11 protein-coding genes are annotated in these 18248 nt (G+C 75.5%); 4 read left to right on the top strand and 7 right to left on the bottom strand.

Annotation, left to right across the window (positions count from 1 at the left end; genetic code table 11):
* Positions 1-309: 309 nt before the first annotated feature.
* The 3 genes from Sdagh_RS33370 to Sdagh_RS33360 form a co-directional block, all read right to left on the bottom strand.
* A complete protein-coding gene (locus Sdagh_RS33370) occupies positions 310-1500 on the bottom strand; it encodes a branched-chain amino acid aminotransferase (protein ID WP_190010687.1) in 1191 nt (396 codons plus the stop codon).
* Positions 1500-2519: a methyltransferase gene (locus Sdagh_RS33365; protein ID WP_189413844.1), complete on the bottom strand. Its 1020-nt coding sequence runs from the start codon at positions 2517-2519 to the stop codon at positions 1500-1502. Before Sdagh_RS33365 ends, Sdagh_RS33370 begins: the two co-directional genes overlap by 1 nt.
* 137 nt (positions 2520-2656) lie before the next feature.
* Positions 2657-10573, bottom strand: coding sequence for a non-ribosomal peptide synthetase (locus tag Sdagh_RS33360; protein WP_190076421.1), 7917 nt, complete (start codon positions 10571-10573; stop codon positions 2657-2659).
* A gap of 270 nt (positions 10574-10843) precedes the next feature.
* Here Sdagh_RS33360 and Sdagh_RS33355 point away from each other — a divergent pair, with 270 nt between their 5' ends.
* Positions 10844-11641 (top strand): thioesterase II family protein, encoded by a 798-nt coding sequence (locus tag Sdagh_RS33355; RefSeq protein ID WP_226536119.1) that lies wholly within the window; start codon positions 10844-10846, stop codon positions 11639-11641.
* Here the strand turns inward: Sdagh_RS33355 and Sdagh_RS33350 are convergent.
* Positions 11636-12706, bottom strand: coding sequence for an LLM class flavin-dependent oxidoreductase (locus Sdagh_RS33350; protein ID WP_229879715.1), 1071 nt, complete (start codon positions 12704-12706; stop codon positions 11636-11638). The genes Sdagh_RS33355 and Sdagh_RS33350 overlap by 6 nt on opposite strands.
* A gap of 245 nt (positions 12707-12951) precedes the next feature.
* Complete coding sequence (locus Sdagh_RS33345) at positions 12952-13188, bottom strand: phosphopantetheine-binding protein (RefSeq protein ID WP_189413840.1); 237 nt, start codon at positions 13186-13188, stop codon at positions 12952-12954.
* 177 nt (positions 13189-13365) lie between these two features.
* Between Sdagh_RS33345 and Sdagh_RS33340 the strand changes: the two genes are divergently transcribed.
* The 3 genes from Sdagh_RS33340 to Sdagh_RS33330 all read left to right on the top strand — a co-directional run bounded on the left by Sdagh_RS33340 (position 13366) and on the right by Sdagh_RS33330 (position 16529).
* Entirely contained in the window at positions 13366-14988 is a 1623-nt protein-coding gene (locus Sdagh_RS33340; protein WP_190076419.1) for a (2,3-dihydroxybenzoyl)adenylate synthase, read from the top strand.
* A 99-nt stretch (positions 14989-15087) separates the two neighbouring features.
* The gene (locus Sdagh_RS33335) at positions 15088-16287 is read left to right on the top strand and encodes a DegT/DnrJ/EryC1/StrS family aminotransferase (protein ID WP_226536117.1); all 1200 of its coding nucleotides are present in this window, start codon (positions 15088-15090) and stop codon (positions 16285-16287) included.
* Between the two features lie 53 nt (positions 16288-16340).
* Positions 16341-16529, top strand: coding sequence for a tautomerase family protein (locus tag Sdagh_RS33330; protein ID WP_189413837.1), 189 nt, complete (start codon positions 16341-16343; stop codon positions 16527-16529).
* Between the two features lie 84 nt (positions 16530-16613).
* Here Sdagh_RS33330 and Sdagh_RS33325 read toward each other — a convergent pair whose 3' ends face one another.
* Positions 16614-17939 carry an enoyl-CoA hydratase/isomerase family protein gene (locus tag Sdagh_RS33325; protein ID WP_190010690.1) on the bottom strand — a complete coding sequence of 442 codons (1326 nt, stop codon included), beginning with the start codon at positions 17937-17939 and terminating at the stop codon, positions 16614-16616.
* Positions 17936-18187: an MbtH family protein gene (locus tag Sdagh_RS33320; protein ID WP_189413833.1), complete on the bottom strand. Its 252-nt coding sequence runs from the start codon at positions 18185-18187 to the stop codon at positions 17936-17938. The genes Sdagh_RS33325 and Sdagh_RS33320 overlap by 4 nt, the downstream gene beginning before the upstream one ends.
* Positions 18188-18248 lie beyond the last annotated feature (61 nt).

Raw genomic sequence — 18248 nt, 5'->3', positions numbered from 1 at the left:
TCCTGAGCGGGGTCGGGGTGTCGAACGCACACAGCAACCTGACCGCCCGTCTCCTGCGGCTCCCCCTTGCCGGGCACGCCCGGGGCGCGCGCCGGTGTCCCGCGGCGCGGGCTCGTGCCCGGACGCGCGGAACGGACCGCCGCGTATGCGGTGGTGAGTGGGAGAGGGCCCGACTGCCGGGCGCCGTCGCGGGAACGTCACGTCCCACGGCTGACGGCGGGGGCAGGGATCGGGGCCTGCCGAGGAGAGGGGCAGCGCCCGCGACTCAGTAGATCATGGGACAAGCCTTCCACTCGGCGGGGCCGCCCGTCAACCCCGTTCCCGGCCGGCCCGCCCGCCCGGGGCGGACCGGTCCACGACATGGCACCAGTGGTGCGGGTCGGGTTCCTCGCCCCGGTGCACGGCGGCGAGGAGCGCGGACAGCCGCCCGGCGACCGGCCCCGGCACGCCCTCCCCCACGGTCCACGCGCCGTCGCCCGTGAGGACCTTGCCCACGGAGGTGACGCGGGCCGCGGTGCCGCACGCGAACACCTCGGTGATCCGGCCCCGGGCGCAGCCCTCCCGCCAGTCCGCCAGCGACACCGGGGCCTCGCTGACCCGCATGCCCCGGTCGCGGGCGAGCGTGATGAGGGTGTCCCGGGTGACGCCGGGCAGGATGGTGCCGGTGAGCGGCGGGGTGACGAGTTCGGCCCGGTCGCCCTCGCCGTGCACGAAGAACAGGTTCATGCCGCCGAGTTCCTCGACGTACCGGCGCTCCACGGCGTCCAGCCACACCACCTGGTCGGCGCCGCGCCGGGCCGCCTCCTCCTGGGCGAGGTAGCTCCCGGCGTAGTTGCCGCCGCACTTGGCCGCGCCGGTGCCGCCCGGTGCGGCCCGCACGTACTCCTCGCTGACCGCCACGGTCACGGCGCGCTGTCCGCCGGTGAAGAAGTTCCCGGTGGGGAACGCCAGGAGCAGGAACAGGTAGGAGCGGGCCGGCCGCAGGGCCAGGTGCGGCTCGTCGGCGAAGACCACCGGGCGCAGGTAGAGGCTCCGGTCGTCGCCCTCGGGTATCCAGTCCAGGTCCGCGCGGACGAGCGCCTCGGTGGCGGCCGTGAACAGGTCGGTGGGCAGCGCGGGGACGGCCATCCGCCGGGCGGAGGCCGCGAGCCGGCGTCCGTGGTCGGCGGGGCGGAAGACCACCGCCCGGTCCGGGCCCCGGCGGTAGGCCTTGAACCCTTCGAAGACGCTCTGCCCGTAGTGCAGGCCGACCGCCGCCGGGCTCATCCGCAGCGGCGCGAAAGGTTCCAGGACCGCCCGGCCCCAGCCGTCGTCCGGGGTCCAGCGGGCCGTGACCATGTGGTCGGTGAAGACCTCCCCGAAGGGCGGCTCGGCGAGCAGCGCACGGCGCCGGGCGGCGGGCGTGGGGTCCGGGTGCGGACGCGGTTCCACGACCGGCGCCGCGGGGCCGGGGGCGGGCGCGGGTCCGTCGGCCGGGCGCGCGGCGGTCGGCCGGGTCATCAGCGGTGGGCGAGGAAGAGGCGGCCGGTGGGGAACGCCAGGGTGAGGGCGCGTACGTCGGAGAAACCGGCGCCGCGCAGCCGCTCCACCCACTCCTCCTCGCTCTGCAGCCTGCGGCGCATGAACTCGCCGTGGTAGTAGGACACGGCGGCGCTGAACCGGCGTTCGCGGTCGTTGCGCAGGTACGGCACCGCGTCGGTGATGGCGAGGAAGCCACCGGGCGCCAGCGACTCGCGGCAGTTGGCGAGCACCTGGTCGCAGACGTCCTCCTCCTCGGGCAGCATGTCGTGGAAGACGAAGCCGGCGTGGATGACGTCGGCGCCTTCGAGGACGCCGGGGTCGGTGGCGACGGACTGGATGGTGCGCTCGACCACGGTGAGCCGGTCGGTCATCCCGGCCTGGGCAACGGCCTGTTCGGCGGCGCGGCAGGCGTCGGCCGCGAAGTCGAGCCCGACGCCGGTGGAGCCGGGGACCGCGCCGAGCACCTCGATGAGCAGCCGGCAGGTGCCGGCGCCGAGGTCGACGACCTTGCGGGGCGCGGCGTCGATGATGGTGGCGAGGGCGGTGGGGTAGAAGGCGTGCGAGCCCATCCACTGGGAGCTGACGGCCACTTCGCGGTAGTCGCGGACATGGGTGCGGGCGGCCTTGTCCCAGTCGGTGAAGAAGTCGCGGGCGTTCTCGATGAACGGCCGGTTGGCGTTCATGGTCCAGGAGATGTAGCCGGCCTGGTGGCGGATGGTGTCGAAGTCCGGGCAGGCACGGTAGCGGCCCTCGCCCTCCCGGATCACCAGGCCGGCGGACTCCACCGCGTCGAGGTAGCGCACGAGCGCCGGTTCGGGCAGGTCGAGGGCGGCGGCGACCTCGGCGGTCTCCAGCGTGCGGTCCGGGTCGAGGTGGGCGACCACGCCGAGGCGGTCGCCCATCTCCAGGAAGGCGGCGGCGGCCGCCAGGTCCGGAGCCGGGCCGCTGGCCGCGATGCCGTCCGCCAGGTGCTGCGCCGCGATGTCGTGGGTTGCCATGCGCGTCTCCCATTCCCTTGCCGGATTCCACGCCGCTGTCCGGCGGCGCCGCGTGCTGCTGTGGACTGTATGCGGGGGCCATGACGATGGGCTCACGTCTCTCTGACGGTCGCGTGATCCGGCCCGCCGGGTGGCCGTCAGCGGTCGCGCCAGGCGGCCTCCAGGGCTTCGATGTCGCTCTGGTCGAGGTCGACCAGCGGGAGGTCGGACGGCGTCCAGCCGCCGGCGTCCGGCCGCCGCACATGGTCGACGAGGGCGGTGAGGGCGCGGGTCCACGCCGTGCTGATCCCGGCGGCGGTGCCGGGGGCGAGGAGCGCGCGCGGCCAGCGGAACACGGCCCGCAGGCGGGGTCCTTCGGGCCCGTCCAGGGTCACCGCGTCGACCTCCAGGACGTGCCCGGCCGGCATGGCGGGGTCGGCGCCCGCCCCCGCCAGGTCCCGTTCGTCCGGGACGGCGCTCCACCGGGCGCCCTCGGTCCGCAGCCGGCCCAGGTAGTTGAAGGCGGCCGGCGGGTGGCCGAGGTCCCCGAGGACGGGCGCGGTGCGGTCGTTGAGGTGGCGCAGCAGACCGTAGCCGGTGCCGTGGCCGGGGACCGCCCGCAGCGTCTCCTTGACCTGTTTGACGGCGTGGCCGAGCGCCGGGCCGCCGGCGAGGGCCTCCTCCGTGTCGGTCCCGGCCAGCGGCAGGCGCAGCGGGTGGACGGTGGTGAACCAGCCGACCCCCGTCTCCAGGCCGGGTACCGCCGCCGGGTCGTCCCGTCCGTGCCGTTCCAGGTCCAGCAGGACGTCGGCGGCGGCCTTCCCGTCCCGTCCGGGCGTGCCGTGGGCCAGGGCGATGCCGAAGGCGGTCAGCAGCGGTTCGAGGACGCGGCAGTGGAAGGCGGCGGGCACCTCCGTGAGCAGCGCCCGGGTGACCGGCTCGGGCAGTTCGGTGGTGAGGTGGCGCAGGGAGCCGTACGTGTCGCGCGCCGGGTCCGGATCGCCCGTGCCGGGACGGACGTGCGGGCCCGACAGCACCGTGGACCAGTACGGGAGTTCGCGGACCGTGCGCTGGTCGGCCGCCGCCTCGGCGAGGCCGGACGCCCAGGCCGCGTAGGGGTGGGCGGCCGGGTGCGGGGGCGGGGCGCTGCCGGTGGCCGCCGCCTCGTAGGCCGCGCGCAGGTCGGGCAGGAGGGTGCCCCAGGAGACGGCGTCGACGGCGAGGTGGTGGACGACCAGGGCCAGCCGTCCGTCCCGGTCCCCGGCGTCGAACCAGACCGCGCGCACCATCCGGCCCTGCCGGGGGGCGAGTTCGCCCCTGGCCCGGTCGACGGCGGCGGCGTGCACGTCGTCGGGTACGGCGCCGGTCACCGGCACCCGCCGCAGCAGCGCGGTGGTGTCCGGCGTTCCGGGGGGCGCGGTGCGCAGCAGCAGACGTGCCGTGGCCGGGTCGTCGGCCGCGCCGCTGAGCAGGGTGGTGCGCAGGGCCGGGTGGGCGTCGAGGACGTGCCGCAGCGCCCGGTGCAGCAGGGCCGCGTCGCGGATCGGCGGGGTGGTGACGGTCATGGTCTGGCTGAACCGGTCGGCGGGGGCGCCCAGGCCGTCGAGCCAGTGCGCGAGGGGTGGCGCCGGGAAGCTGTCGCCGTGTGCCGCGCGGCGCACGGGCCGCGGCGCGGGCGCGGGGACGGCGGCGCGCTCCGCGAGGGCCGCGGCGGTGCGCCGTTCGAACACGTCGCGCGTGGTGAGGGAGAGCCCGTGGGCGCGCAGCCGGCTGACGAGCCGGATGGCGATGATGCTGTCGCCGCCCAGTTCGAAGAAGTCGTCGTCGGGGCCGGCGGCCTGGAGGCCGAGGATCTCCGCGAGCGCCTCGCACACGGTCCGTTCGGCACCCGGCCGGGCGGTCCTGGCGGACACGGCCGGGGCCGGGTCGGGGGCGGGGAGCGCGGCGCGGTCCAGCTTGCCCTGGGGGGTGACGGGCAGCCGGTCCAGGGTGACGAAGGCCGCCGGCACCATGTGGGCGGGGAGCAGGGCCGCCAGGTGGCGCCGCAGCTCCGGATGGCCCGCGTCGGCCGCGGCGGGGACGACGTAGGCGACGAGCCGGCGGTCGCCGGGCCGGTCCTCGCGCACGACGACGGCGCAGCGCCGTACGGCGGGGTGGGTGGTGAGCGCCGTGGCGATCTCGCCGGGTTCGATGCGGAACCCCCGGATCTTCACCTGGTCGTCCGCCCGGCCGAGGTACTCCAGGGTGCCGTCGGCGCGGCGGCGGGCCCGGTCGCCGGTGCGGAAGGCCCGGCTGCCGGGCGGGCCCCAGGGGTCGGGCACGAACCGTTCGGCGGTCGCGCCGGGCCGGCCCAGGTAGCCGTGGGCGACTCCGGGGCCCGCGATGTACAGCTCGCCGGGCACGCCCACCGGGGCGAGGCGCAGCGCGTCGTCGAGGACGTGCACGCGCAGCCCCGCGACCGGGGTGCCGATGGGTACGGGGCCGCCGGGGGCCAGGGGGGCGCTGGTGGTGGCGCAGGCGGTGGTCTCGGTGGGGCCGTAGGCGTTGACCATGCGCCGGCCCGGTGCCCACTGCGCGACGAGGGCGGGCGGGCATGCCTCGCCGCCCACGACCAGGGTGCGCAGGGCGGGCAGTGACTCGGGCGGGACCCCGGTGAGCGCGGTCGGCGGGATCAGGGCGTGGGTGACGCGCGCGTCGGCGAGCAGCCGCGCGAGGTCCTCGCCGACGAGCGGGCCGGGCGGCGGTACGACGAGGGTGGCGCCGGTGCCGAAGGCCATCAGGTACTCCATCACCGACGCGTCGAAGCTGGGTGAGGCGAACTGGAGCACCCGGCTGTCCTCCGTGACGGCGAAGCGCTCGGCCTGCGCGGCGGCGAGCGCGGGGACACCGGCGTGCGGGACGACGACGCCCTTGGGGCGGCCGGTGGAACCGGAGGTGTGGATGACGTAGGCGGGGTCGCCGGGGTGGAGGGGCCGGCCCCGTTCGGTGTCGGTGACGGGCGTGTCCGGCAGGGCGCCCAGCGCGTCGCGCACGTGCGGCGCGTCGAGGACGATGGCGTCCCGCGGGCGGGGCGGCAGGGCGGGCGCGTGCTCGGCGGAGGTGACCACGGGTGTCCCGGGGCCGGCCGCGTCGAGGAGGTGGCGGAGGCGTTCGGCGGGGTAGGACGGGTCGACGGGCAGCGCGGCGGCACCCGTCTTGAGGACGGCGAGCCAGACGGTGGCCATGGCGGCCGAGCGGGGCAGGGCGATCGGCAGCACCGTGCCGCCGCGCACGCCGTGCCGGAGCAGCAGCCGGGCGATCCGGTTGGTACGGGCCTCCAGTTCCGCGTAGTCGAGGACCGTGCCGTCCGCCTCCAGGGCGGGGGCGTGCGGGCGGGCGGCGGCGCGGGCGGCGAACAGTGCCGGCAGGTGGGGGTGGGCCGGGGGTTCGCCGGCCGGGTTCCAGGCGGTCAGCGCGGCCCGCTTCTCCTCCGCCGAAAGCAGGTCGAGGCCGGCGACGGAGCGGGCGGGGTCGTCGCAGACGGCCCGCAGGACGGTGAGCAGCCGGGCGCCCAGGGCGCGGGCGGTGGCCTCGTCGAACAGGGCGGTGGCGTATTCGACGTCCCCGGTGATGCCGGCGGCCGTGCCGTCGGCGGCGTGCCGTTCCACGAGGTTGAGGGTGAGGTCGAACTTGGCCGCCGCGAGGTGGACGGGGCGCGGAGCGGTCTCCAGGCCGGGCAGGTCGAGCCGGGGCTCGAAGTCCTGGAAGGACAGCACCACCTGGAACAGCGGGTGGCGGGCGAGGGAGCGCTGCGGGGCTACGGCGTCCACGATCCGGTCGAAGGCGACGTCCTGATGGTCGTAGGCGGCGAGGTCGGCGCGGCGGACCCGGTCGAGGAGTTCCCGGAACGGCGGACGGCCGCCGGTGTCCACGCGCAGCGGTACCGGGTTGACGAAGAAGCCGACGGCGTCGTCGAGTTCGGGCCCGCCGCGGCCCGAGGTCGGGGTGCCGACGACGATGTCGGTGCCGGCGCCGGAGGCGGTGAGCAGCCCGGCGAGGGCGGCGTGCAGCACCATGAAGACGGTGGCGTGGTGGCGCCGGGCGAGGGTGCGCAGCCGCGCGTGCAGGGCGGGGTCGATCTCCAGCGGGACACTGCCGCCGTCGGTGCCGGCGACGGCGGGGCGCGGGCGGTCGGTGGGCAGCGGGGTCTGCTCAGGTGCGCCGTCGAGGGCGCGGCGCCAGAACTCCAGGGACCCGGCGGCGGGCGCGCCGTGCCACTCGCGGTGGACGTGGTCGGTGTGGCGGGGTGCGGGCCGCCGCCACTCGGGGGCGCGTCCGGCGGCCCGTGCGGTGTAGGCGTGCGCGAGGTCGCGCAGCAGGGGCCCGAGGGACCAGCCGTCGCCGGCGATGTGGTGCAGGACGAGGAGCAGGGTGTGCCGGGGCCGGCCGTCCGGGGCGTGGGGGAGGCCGAACAGGTGGGCGCGCAGCGGCGGCCGGGCGGTGAGGTCGAACGGCTGACGGGCGGCCTCGGTCAGCGCGGTGGCCAGGGCCGCGTCGGTGGTGGTGCGGACGAGCAGGTCCACCGGTCCGGTCGCCTCCGGTGCCAGGACTTCCTGGACGGGCTCGCCGCCGGTGTCGGGGTAGCGGGTGCGCAGGATGTCGTGGCGCCGTACGACATCGAGCAGGGCCGCGCGCAGCGCCGTGCCGTCCAGCGGCCCGCTCAGGTCGACGGCGCACGGCAGGTTGTAGGTGGCGGTGGGGCCGTGCAGCCGGTGCATCGCCCACATGCGCCGCTGCGCGGCGGAGAGCGGGAGGTGTCCCGGTGTGCCGTCGGGGTCCGGCCCGCCGGCGTCGGCCGCCGGGCGCGGGCCGGCGTCGGGGCCGGCGTCGGCGGCGTCCGGCCCGGTGGTGCGCGGGGTGCCGACGGAGGGGGTGAGCAGGGCGGCGAGCCGGGCCGGGGTGGGCGCGTCGAAGACGGCGCCGACGCCGAGTTCGGTGCCGAAGACCGCCCGGACGCGGCTCACCAAGCGGGTCGCCAGCAGGGAGTGCCCGCCGAGGTCGAAGAAGTCGTCGTCGGCACCGACCGGACCGTGGCCGAGGATCTCCGCGAACAGCCCGCACAGCCGTGTCTCGTCCGGCCCCTGCGGGCGGCGGCCGGCGGCCCGGACGGCGGGTTCGGGCAGCGCGTCGCGGTCCAGTTTGCCGTTGGGCGTGAGCGGCAGCGCGGGCAGGACCACGACCGCGCCCGGGACCGACTGGGGCGGCAGCCGCTCCGCGAGCCGGGCCCGCAGGGCCGCGGGTTCCGGGTCCGCCCCGGGGGCGGGCACCACGTAGCTGACCAGCCGGCCGCCGGCGTCGCGCAGGACGGTGGCCGCGGCGGACACCTCGGGCAGCCGGGTGAGCTCGGCGTCGATCTCGGCCGTCTCGATGCGGAAACCCCGCAGTTGCACCTGGCCGTCGGCGCGGCCCAGGTGCTCCAGTTCGCCGTCGGCGTTGTACCGGGCCAGGTCGCCGGTGCGGTACATGCGGGTGCCGGGCGGCCCGTAGGGGTCGGCCACGAACCGGCCGGCCGTCAGGGCGGGCCGTCCGAGGTAGCCGCGGGCGAGGCCCTCGCCGGCGACGTACAGCTCGCCGGTCGTGCCGGGTACGGCGGGGCGCAGGGCGGAGTCCAGCAGGTACAGGCCGAGGTCGGCGAGCGGCCGGCCGATGGGGCTGCCGGTGGCGGTGCGGGCGGTGCCGCGGTCCAGGGGGCGGTGCGTGACGTGCACCGTCGTCTCGGTGATGCCGTACATGTTGATCACGAGCGGGGCGTCGTCGGGGTGGCGTGCGTACCAGTCGCGCAGCATGCCCGGGTCCAGCGCCTCGCCGCCGAGGACGACGCGGCGCAGGGCCGGGAGGTGACCGTCGTCGTGGTGCTCGGCGTCGGCGAGGACCAGCTGCTGGAAGGCGCTCGGGGTCTGGCTGAGGACGGTGACGCCCTCGCGGCCGAGCAGGCGCAGCAGCCGGGCGGGGGTGCGCACGGTGTCGTGGGGCACGACGACGAGACGGCCGCCGTGCAGCAGGGGGCCCCAGATCTCCCAGACGGAGAAGTCGAAGGCGTAGGAGTGCAGCAGGGTCCATACGTCGTCGGGGCCGAAGCCGACGACGGGCCGGGCGGTCCGGAACAGCCGTACGACGTTGTGGTGCGGGACCGGCACGCCTTTGGGGCGGCCCGTCGAGCCCGAGGTGTAGATGACGTAGGCGGTGTCGTCCGGGCGCGGCGCCGGCTGTTCGGTGGCGGTCAGCGGGCCGTCGGGCAGGGCCCGCAGGGCGGCGTCGGCGGGGGGTGTGCCGAGCGCGACGCGGGGCAGGCCCTCGGGCAGCCCGCCCGCGGCGCAGGTGGCGGCGTCGGTGAGCAGGACCGCGGGCCGGGCGTCCTCGACCATCAGGGCGAGCCGGTCGGCGGGATAGCCGGGGTCGAGCGGCAGGTAGGCGGCGCCGGTCTTCAGCACCGCGAGGACGGCGACCGGGAGATCGGCCGTGCGGGGCAGGGCGAGGGCCACCAGGCGGCCCTGGCGGGCGCCGTGGGCGCGCAGCAGGCGGGCGAGGCGGTTGGCGCGCCGGTCCAGTTGCCGGTAGGTGAGACGGGCGTCGCCGGCGGTGACGGCGGTGCGCTCGGGTGTCTCGGCCGCCTGCCGTTCGAACAGCGCGGGCAGGGTCGGGCCGGGGGCCGCCGCGGGCGGGGCCGCCCCGGGGGCCGGCGGTGCCGGCCGGTGGGTGCGGCGTTCGGCCCGGGTACGGACGTCCAGCCGGGCCAGCGGGCGGCCGGGGTCCTCGGTGAACTCGGCCAGCAGCCTGGTGAACCGTTCGAGGTGGCCGTCGAGGTCCTGTCGCGTGTAGCGCTCCGGGTTCCCGTCGAGGTCGACGGGCAGGGCGCCGGTGCCGGCGTCGTAGCAGGTGAACTTGAGGTCGTCGACGGGGCCGTTGGACAGGAAGCGCAGCCGGGCGGGCAGTCCGCCGAAGGTCGGTCCGGGGGCGCGCAGGAGGTTGACCGTGGGCCCGTACAGGGGGCGGCGCGCTCCGAGGGCGCCCAGGTCACGGCGGAGTTCCTCCTGCGGGTAGCGCTGGTGGCGCAGGGCGTCGCGCAGGGCGTGGGCGCTGCGCGCGACGAGTTCGGCGACCGTGAGGCCGGGGCGCACGGTGAGCCGGAGCGGTACGACGTTGGCGGTCATGGCGGGGGTGCGGCGGGCGGCCGGGGTGAGCCGGGCGTTGACCGCGAGGCCGAGGACGACGTCGGTGGCGCCGGTGACGCGGTGGACCAGCGCGGCGACGGCGGCGATGATCGCGGCGGGGCGTCCGCTGCCCTGCCGGGCGGCGAGTTCCTCCAGGGCGTCGGCCGGTCCGGCGGGGACCCGGCCCGTGGCGCGCAGGAAGGCGTGCGAGGCGACGGCGGGTGTCCCGGCCAGGGACACGGGGGCGGGCCGGTCGCCCATGACCCGCTGCCAGTGGGCGCGGTCGGCGGCGTAGTACCCGGATTCCCGGTAGGCGGCCTCCTCCTGCCAGAGCCGGGACAGCGGCGCGGCCGGGTCGTCGGGCACGGGGGCGCCGTCCCGCAGGGCGCGCAGCACGGTGTCCGCGCGCCGCTGGAACAGCCACAGGCCCGTGCCGTCCAGCAGCAGGTGGTGCGCCCGGTAGTACCACAGGTGCCGGTCCTGGCCCAGGCGGAAGATCTCCTGGGCGGACAGCGCGCCGTGCGGCGGTTCGGCGGCGGCGGCGAGTTCCGCGCGCATCCGGCGCAGCGCGGTGTCCTCGTCGGCCGGGCCGTCGGGCAGCCGCACCCGGGGGCGGGCGGCCGGGTCGAGGTGCTGGCGCGGGCCCTCGTCCGGGTGGTCCGGGCCGGTGCCCTCGGTGAAGACCAGGTGCAGCGCGTCGGTGTCCGCGACGGCCCGCCGGACCGCCTCGGCGAGCATGCCGGTGTCGAGGGGGCCGCGGATGTCGAGGCAGGCCGCGCCGCTGTGCAGCGGATTGCCCGGGTCGAGCCGCTGGGCGTACCAGATGCCGCGCTGCGCGGCCCCGAGCGGGGTCCGACCGGTCGTGTGCGCTGTCTCTTCGAGCACCGGGAATGCCCCCTGGATCGCCGGAACGGGTCCGGGCGCCCGACCCGCCGTGCGGGGCGGGAGGGCGCCTCGCGGGCCATCGTCGCCGCCGGCTCTGGCGGACCGCTGACGAGTGTCTGACGGTTCGTCCGGGGGGCGGGTGACGGCCCGCCGGGTCAGGCCGTCGTCAGCCGGTCGTCAGGGGCGGGTGCGCACACTGGCCGGACGGGACGCACGTCCCACCGTCGGAGTCGAGGGCCCGTCAGGGCCGGTGAGGGAGGCGATGGCGCAGTGGTGACGCGTCCGGAGACAGGGAGCGGGGCGGTCTTCCCGGCCAGGCCGGTGCCGCGCCCGCGGGCCCGGCTGTTCCTGTTCCACCACGCCGGCGGGTCCCACCTCGCCTTCCGGGACTGGGCCCGGTACTTCCCGCCGGACTGGGAGATCTGCCTGACGGACGCCCCGGGGCGCGGCATGCTGGCGGACGAGACGCCGGTGGAGGACACGGAGACACTGGTGCGGACGTTCCTCGACGAGCTGCTGCTCCGGCTCGACCGGCCGTTCGCGTTCTTCGGGCACAGCATGGGCGCCCTGGTGGCGCACGAGCTGACCCTGGCGCTGGCGGCGGCCCGGCTGCCGGTGCCGGTCTGGCTGGGGCTCTCGGGGCGGGGCTGCCCGCGCGCGGTGGCCGAGCGGCCCACCGCCCTGCACCGGCTGTCGTCGGGGCAGTTGCGTGCCGAGCTGGCCCGCATGGGCGGCACGCCCCAGCACGTGCTGGACGACCCGGAGCTGTGGGGGCTGCTGGAGCCGGTGATCCGCGCGGACTTCGGCCTGGTGGAGAACTGGCGGCCCGCCGTGGACCGCGACCTGGACGTGCCGGTGCCGTTCACGGTGTTCGGCGCGGCACGGGACCCCTGGGCGTCGCCCGCGGAGCTGGCGGGGTGGGCGGAGTACGGCGAACGCTTCCGGGGCTGCCGTGTCTTCGAGGGCGGGCACTTCTACTTCGCCTCCCGCGGCGGGGAGATACCCTCCCTGGTCGAGCAGGAGGTGCGGGCGGCCCTGGCCGGCGCGCCCGCACGCCCGCGGTCATGAGACGGCGGTGTCCCCCGCCCGCCCGAAGGCCGGCATCACCTCGCGCGCGAACAGCCGCATGGCGGTGGCGGCGCGGTCGCGGCTGAGGGCGCCCGGGCTGAACTGCAGGCTCAGGTCGATGTCGGTGCCGAAGGTGTCGCGTATCCGGGCGATCTGCTCGCGTACCGCGTCGGGGTCACCGGCCAGCACCTTGTCCGCCTTCAGGGCGGTGGCGAAGTCGTAGCCGGCCGCCTTCTCGGCGAACTTCTCGTAACCGGGGTAGTCGGCGCCCGCGCCGCCCGCCAGCGGGGCCACCGCGCGGGCCATGTGGGCGACGTAGCCGCGCTCCCAGCGCTCCGCCCACTCCACCGCCTCGGCGTGCCGCTCGGCCAGGTAGACGGTGTACTTGATCTGGATGCGGTGGCCGCCGGGGGCGTGCCCCGCCCGCGTCCACGCCGCACGGTAGGCGGCGAGCATTCCCCGGAGCTGTTCGGCGCTGGTGACCGACGGCACGACCTGCAGGTGGTGGCCGGCGGTGCCCGCGGCGGCGCAGGAGTCGGCGCTGGTGGCGGAGGCGACGAAGACGGGCGGGTGGGGGCGCTGGTAGGGGCGGGGCAGCAGCGTGACCGGCCCGAAGCGGTGGAACCGCCCCTCGAAGACCACGTCCTCCTCGGTCCACAGCCGCCGGCACGCCTCGACGCCCTCGGCGAAGCGGGCCCGGCTCTCCTCCATCGGCACCTGGAAGGCGGCGAACTCGGTGGGCAGGAAGCCGCGGCCGAAGCCGACGTCCAGACGCCCGTGGGAGAGGTGGTCGAGCATGGCCAGTTTGCCCGCGAGTTTGACGGGGTGGGTGAAGGCCGGGATCACGGCGCCCGTGACGATGCGGACCCGGCGGGTGCGGGCCGCCAGCGCGGTGAGGAGGGTGACGGGGTCGGGGCAGTAGCCGCCGTAGGGGGAGAAGTAGTGCTCCACGGTCTGTACGTGTTCGTAGCCCAGTTCGTCGGCCAGTTCCCCGAGTTCGAGGACGAGGTCGTAGCACTCCGTGGCGCTCCTCTCCGCCGGGTCGACCACGGGAAAGAAGTTCACACCGAATTCCATCGCCGCATCTCCGCCTTCCGATCGAGCGCTCACGCGCATGATGCAACCTGTTTCCAGGTCTAGGAGACAGGATGCTCGGCCGCAATGACGAACCGACCGGACCCGCCACTGCGGATGAATTCCGCCGTCAGTACGTCAGCGGTTCGTCAGCGGGGCGCCAGAACAATTGCCAGGAAGTTCCGCAGACCATAGTGTCGGAAGCGTCGGGGAGGATATCCGGCCGACGGCGCGGTTCAGGACGTGGCGATCAGGTTCCACCAGTGCCCGACCGTCGGCGCGTCGATGAACTCCTGCGACGGTGAGGACAGTCCGGCGCGACGCCAGGAGTTGATGAGCATGAGCGCCGTGACCGAGTCCAGACCCAGCTCGAACAGAACGCTGTCGTCCCGTATGTCGGCCGGCTCCACGCCGATGAGTCCGGCCAGTACTTCTCGGAGTTCCTCGGGTGTCTGCGGAATGGTTTTGTTCATGCCCGGCACCGTAGCAGAACAATTGAAGAAGGGGAAAGGATGACGATTCCCGTGAATTCGGCATTCCTTTCCCGGCGTTCCTGCACCGGTCTTCGTCCCATCCGCCCGAATCCGGAATTCCGTCGGTGTGCCGCCGCGGTGCGGGAACACACCTGATCCGTCGTCGAAGGAGCCGATGTGCTTGAGGGATGCGTCGACTGGCCGCAGGAGACGGCCGAGAGGTACCGGAAGCTCGGCCTGTGGCAGGGGCGAACGCTCGGCGGTGAGCTGCGCGACTGGGCCGGCCGCCACCGGGACCGGGTGGCCCTGGTGGGCGGGGACCGCCGGCTGACCTACGGTGAACTGGACGCCTGGGTCGACCGGCTGGCACGTGGCCTGCGGGCGCGCGGCATCGGCCGCGACGACCGGGTCGTGGTCCAGCTGCCCAACCTCGTGGAGTTCGTGGCGCTCAGCTTCGCGCTCTACCGCGTCGGGGCGCTGCCGGTGCACGCGCTGCCCGCCCACCGCCGCAGCGAGGTCGTCCACCTCTGCGGCCACGCGGAGGCGGTCGCCTATGTCGTCGCCGACCGGTACCACGGCTTCGACTACCGGCCGCTGGCCGGCGAGGTGAAGGCGGCGGTCCCGTCGCTGCGCGAGGTGTTCGTGGTCGGCGATCCCGGCCCGTTCACCTCGTTCGAGGCGCTCGGCGCGCCGGACGGCGAGGTCGCGCCGGCCCTGGAGGAGGACGGGCCCGGCGCGGGGGACGTGGCCTTCTTCCTGCTGTCCGGCGGCACCACGGCGCTGCCGAAGCTGATCCCGCGCACCCACGACGACTACCTGTACCAGGTCCGGGCCGCCGCGGAGATCTGCGCGGTGGACCGGGACTGCGTGTATCTGGCGGTGCTGCCGCTGCCGTTCAACTTCACCTGGGGCTGCCCGGGTGTGATCGGGGTCCTGGCGGCCGGCGGTACCGTCGTGCTGGCCACCGGCACCGGTCCCGAGGAGTGCTTCGAGCTGATCGAGCGGGAGGGCGTCACCCTGACCTCCGTCGTTCCCACCATCGCCCATCTGTGGCTGGACGGCGTGGAGTGGATCGACCGGGACCTGTCCTCGCTGCGGACCCTGCAGATCGGCAGCGCCAAGCTCCACCCCGAGGTGGCGCGGCGCGTCGAGCCGGCCTTCGGCTGCTCCCTGCAGCAGGTGTTCGGCATGGCGGAGGGACTGCTGTGCCTGACCCGCGAGGACTACGACACCGAGCGGACGACCACGGTCCAGGGCAGCCCGATCTCGCCCGAGGACGAGCTGCGCGTGGTGGACCCGCAGGGGCGTCAGGTGCCGCCCGGCACCGCGGGCGAGCTGCTCACCCGCGGCCCGTACACCCTGCGCGGCTACTACCGGGCCGACGAGCACAACGCCACGGCCTTCGACGAGGACGGCTTCTACCGCACCGGCGACCTGGTCCGGCTGACCGAGCGGGGCGACGTCGTGGTCGAGGGGCGGGTCAAGGACGTCATCATCCGCGGCGGTGACAAGGTGTCGGCCACCGAGGTGGAGCGCCATGTCGGCGCCCACGAGCGGGTGCAGCAGGCCGCGGTGGTCCCGGTGCCCGACCCGCTGCTCGGCGAGCGGGTCTGCGTGTGTGTCATCCCGGAGGGCGAGCCGCCGACGCTGGCCGAACTGAAGGCGTTCCTCACCGGGCGCGGCGTCGCCGACTTCAAACTGCCCGAGCGCCTCGTGCTGATGGACTCCTTTCCCCTGACGGGCCTGGGCAAGGTGGACAAGAAGCGGTTGCGCGCCCGGACCGGCGGGTCGGAGGGCTGAGCGGTGTCACAGCGCCCGTCCGCCTCCCGGACCCTTTCCTCGGTCACGCCGCCGGCGGCACAGAGCCCGCCGCGGGCGCGGCCGGCGTCGCGCTACGCCGTGCCCGCCGCCCACCGGGGCAGTGTGCTGGGTGACGCCGAGGCCGCCGCCCTGTCCGGACTGGTCACCTCGTCGGCACCGCTGTCCTCGGGCGAGCGGCGCCTGGAGTTCGAGCGGCGGTTCGCCCGGCACACGGGTGCGCGTCACGCGCTGTCGGTGACCAGCGGCACGGTGGCGCTGGAGCTGGCCGTGCACCTGCTCGATCTGGCGGAGGGCGACGAGGTCGTCGCCACCCCGCAGACGTTCCAGGCGAGCGTGCAGCCCCTGCTCTCCTCACCGGCCACGGTGCGGTTCTGCGACATCGACCCGGTCTCGCTCAACGTGGACCCCGCCCGGCTGGAGGAGCTGATCACCGACCGCACCCGGGCCGTGGTGCTGGTGCACTACGGCGGCTGGCCCGCCGACATGGACCGGGTCATGGCGCTGACCCGGCCGCGGGGCATCACGGTGATCGAGGACTGCGCGCACGCGCTGGGCAGCCGCTACCGGGACCGGGTCCCCGGTTCGCTGGCCGACATCGGCTGCTTCAGTTTCCACGCGTCGAAGAACATCACCACCCTCGGCGAGGGCGGCATGATCACCGTCGGCCGGGACGACTGGGCGGAACGGGTGGACCGGCTGCGGTCCAACGAGGCCGACGGGCAGTACCGGTCCGCGGAGGCGGCCGGCGCGCCGGGGCTGCTGCCCTGGATGATGTACTCCTCGTCGGCGTACGCCAAGGAGTGCACGTCGGTGCTGCGGCACGGCACCAACGCCACCCTGTCGGAGGCGGCGTGCGCGGTCGGCACGGTGCAACTGGACCGCATGGACGCCCTGGTGGCCCGCCGGCGGGCCGTCGCGGCCCGGCTCGACGAGGTCCTCGCCCGCTTCCCGCAGTGCCGGGTCCCGCGTCCGGGCCCCGGTGTCGAACACGCCTACCACCTGTACACGTTCTTCGTCTCCGCCGGGCCGGAGGTGCGGGAGAAGCTGGTGCGGGGGCTCGACGAGCGCGGTGTGCAGATCGCCCTGCGGTACTTCCCCATGCATCTGCTGCCCGAGTGGCGGGCCCGCGGCCACCGTGCCGGGGAGTGCCCGGTGGCCGAGCGCCTCTGGTTCGAGGAGCACGTCAACCTGCCCTGCCACCCCGGCCTGAGCGACGAACAGGTCGACCACCTCGTGTGGGCGCTGGACGACGCCCTCGCGTCGGTGGTGGCCGCCTGAACCGCACCCCTGCCGCACCGCACGACGACCACACGGAAGGACGCTCACCGCCCATGCCACTGATCGAGGTCAAACTGTTCGAGAGCCGGCTCAAGGACGCCGCCACGGAGACGGAGCTGATCGCGGAACTCACCGACGCCGTGGCCCGGGTCCTGGGCGAGGACGCCCGGGAGCAGACCTGGGTGGTGCTCCAGGGGCTGCCGCCGGCCCGCTGGGGCGTGGCCGGCCGGCCGGGCGCCTGACCGCACCGGACGGCGGGACGCCGAGCGCCCCCGGCCCCCCTTCGGAAGGGGGGCCGGGGGCGCTCGGTCGCTCCGGGGCGCCGGTCAGCGGCCCCAGTTGCGGTCCAGGTTGTCGAAGACGGCCTGGCTGTAGGCGCAGTAAGCCTGTTCGCGCGCGTAGTTGGCCATGTAGGTGCGGAAGGTGTCCAGCGGTTCGCCGCCGATGCGCATGGCCCTGCGGTTGGCCAGGACGCTGGACATGCCGGTGGCGCGCAGCCCCTCCACCGCCCGGTCCACCGCCGCCTCCATCTCCCCCGCCGGCACGGTGTCGGCGACGACCATCCGCCCCTCGGGGCTGTCGACCGGGATGTCCCGGCTGAAGAGGACGGCCTGCCGGGCGATGGCCTCGCCGACGAAGCGGGGCAGCCGCATCACGCCACAGCCGGGGATGATGCCCTCGCGTCCGGCCGGCAGGTTGACGTAGGAGCCGTGCTCCGCGACGACGTGGTCCATCACGAGCAGGAACTGGCAGCCCCCGCCGATGGCGAAGGAGTCCACGGCGGCGATCCACGGCTTCTCGCGCAGGCTGCGCGGCTCGGGTTCCCCGGTGAAGTCGCCCGGGTGTCCGCGGTACATCTTGTTCACCGCGCCCATTTCCCGGTCGAGGAAGAAGTCGACCAGGGAGATACGGCCCTGGCGCAGGTGGGTGAGATTGATGCCGGCTCCGAACACGCGCCGCCCGGCCCACTTGGGGTGGGTGGCGACACCGCCGCGCAGGACGCCCACGTCGACGCGGTCGTCCAGCAGGACGAGGTCCACGGCGATCTCCAGCGCCTGGTTGGAGGCGTCGTCCTCGGCGTTGAGGTAGCGGTGGTTCTGGAAGACGACGTAGCCGACGCCGTTCTTGTGGTGCACCGCCACGGGGCCGAGGTCGACGGTGTCCTGCTGGCGGAACTCGTCGAGCAGCCGCTCGGCCCGCTCACGGGGCCGGGCCATGGCGTGCAGGAGGTGACGGCCGCTGACCGGGTCGTCCAGGACCCGGCCGACGAAGAGGCCCTGGTCGATCTCCCAGCCCTCCTTGTCGCGCTGCGCCCGGCCGCTCTCCTCGGCCAGCTCCGCCTCGCCGGGGACCAGGCCCGGGTAGTGTGCGGCGGCGGCGGCGAGCAGCCCGGCCACCCGCAGCGGGCTGCGCAGGTCGTCGGTGAGCCGGGCGTAGACGGCGGGCGCGTGGCGGGCCAGGAACTCCTCGCGCGCGGCCCGGCCGTCCGCGAGGAGCGTGCGTGCCGTGCTCTGTTCGGCCGGCGAGCGGACGGCCTTGCGGGGCAGCCGGTCCAGGTGGCGGCGGAGCGTGTCGAGGCGGGCCCCGAGGCGGCGCGCGTCGTGGTCCGGGGACGGCGGGGAGGGCGGGGGCACAGCGCGGGGTGCCGTCACGACGCCGCCGCTCCCTCGCCGGCCGCGGCCCCCGCCGCCGCGCCGTCGAGGCGGGCGGCCAGGCTCTTGGGCCGCATGTCGGTCCAGTGGTTCTCGATCCAGTCCAGGGCGGCCTGCCGGGTGTCCTCGCCGTGGGCGACGGTCCAGCCCTCGGGCACGTCGGCGAAGACCGGCCACAGGGAGTGCTGGCCCTCGTCGTTGACGAGGACGAGGAAGCGGCCTTCGGAATCTTCGAACGGGTTGGTCACGGTTCTCTCCTGGGGTCACGCCGGCGGGCCGGGCGCACGGTTCGGGATCGGGGGGAGGTCG

Source organism: Streptomyces daghestanicus (assembly GCF_020521275.1).
Taxonomy (GTDB): Bacteria; Actinomycetota; Actinomycetes; order Streptomycetales; family Streptomycetaceae; genus Streptomyces; species Streptomyces griseoviridis.
This window is presented reverse-complemented; position numbering and strand designations above follow the sequence as displayed.

What these genes read in the sequence shown, in the direction of transcription:
- Sdagh_RS33370 (WP_190010687.1), bottom strand. Translation starts at nt 1,500, where the DNA reads ATGACCCGGCCGACCGCCGCGCGCCCGGCCGACGGACCCGCGCCCGCC.
- Sdagh_RS33365 (WP_189413844.1), bottom strand. Translation starts at nt 2,519, where the DNA reads ATGGCAACCCACGACATCGCGGCGCAGCACCTGGCGGACGGCATCGCG.
- Sdagh_RS33345 (WP_189413840.1), bottom strand. Translation starts at nt 13,188, where the DNA reads ATGAACAAAACCATTCCGCAGACACCCGAGGAACTCCGAGAAGTACTG.
- Sdagh_RS33330 (WP_189413837.1), top strand. Translation starts at nt 16,341, where the DNA reads ATGCCACTGATCGAGGTCAAACTGTTCGAGAGCCGGCTCAAGGACGCC.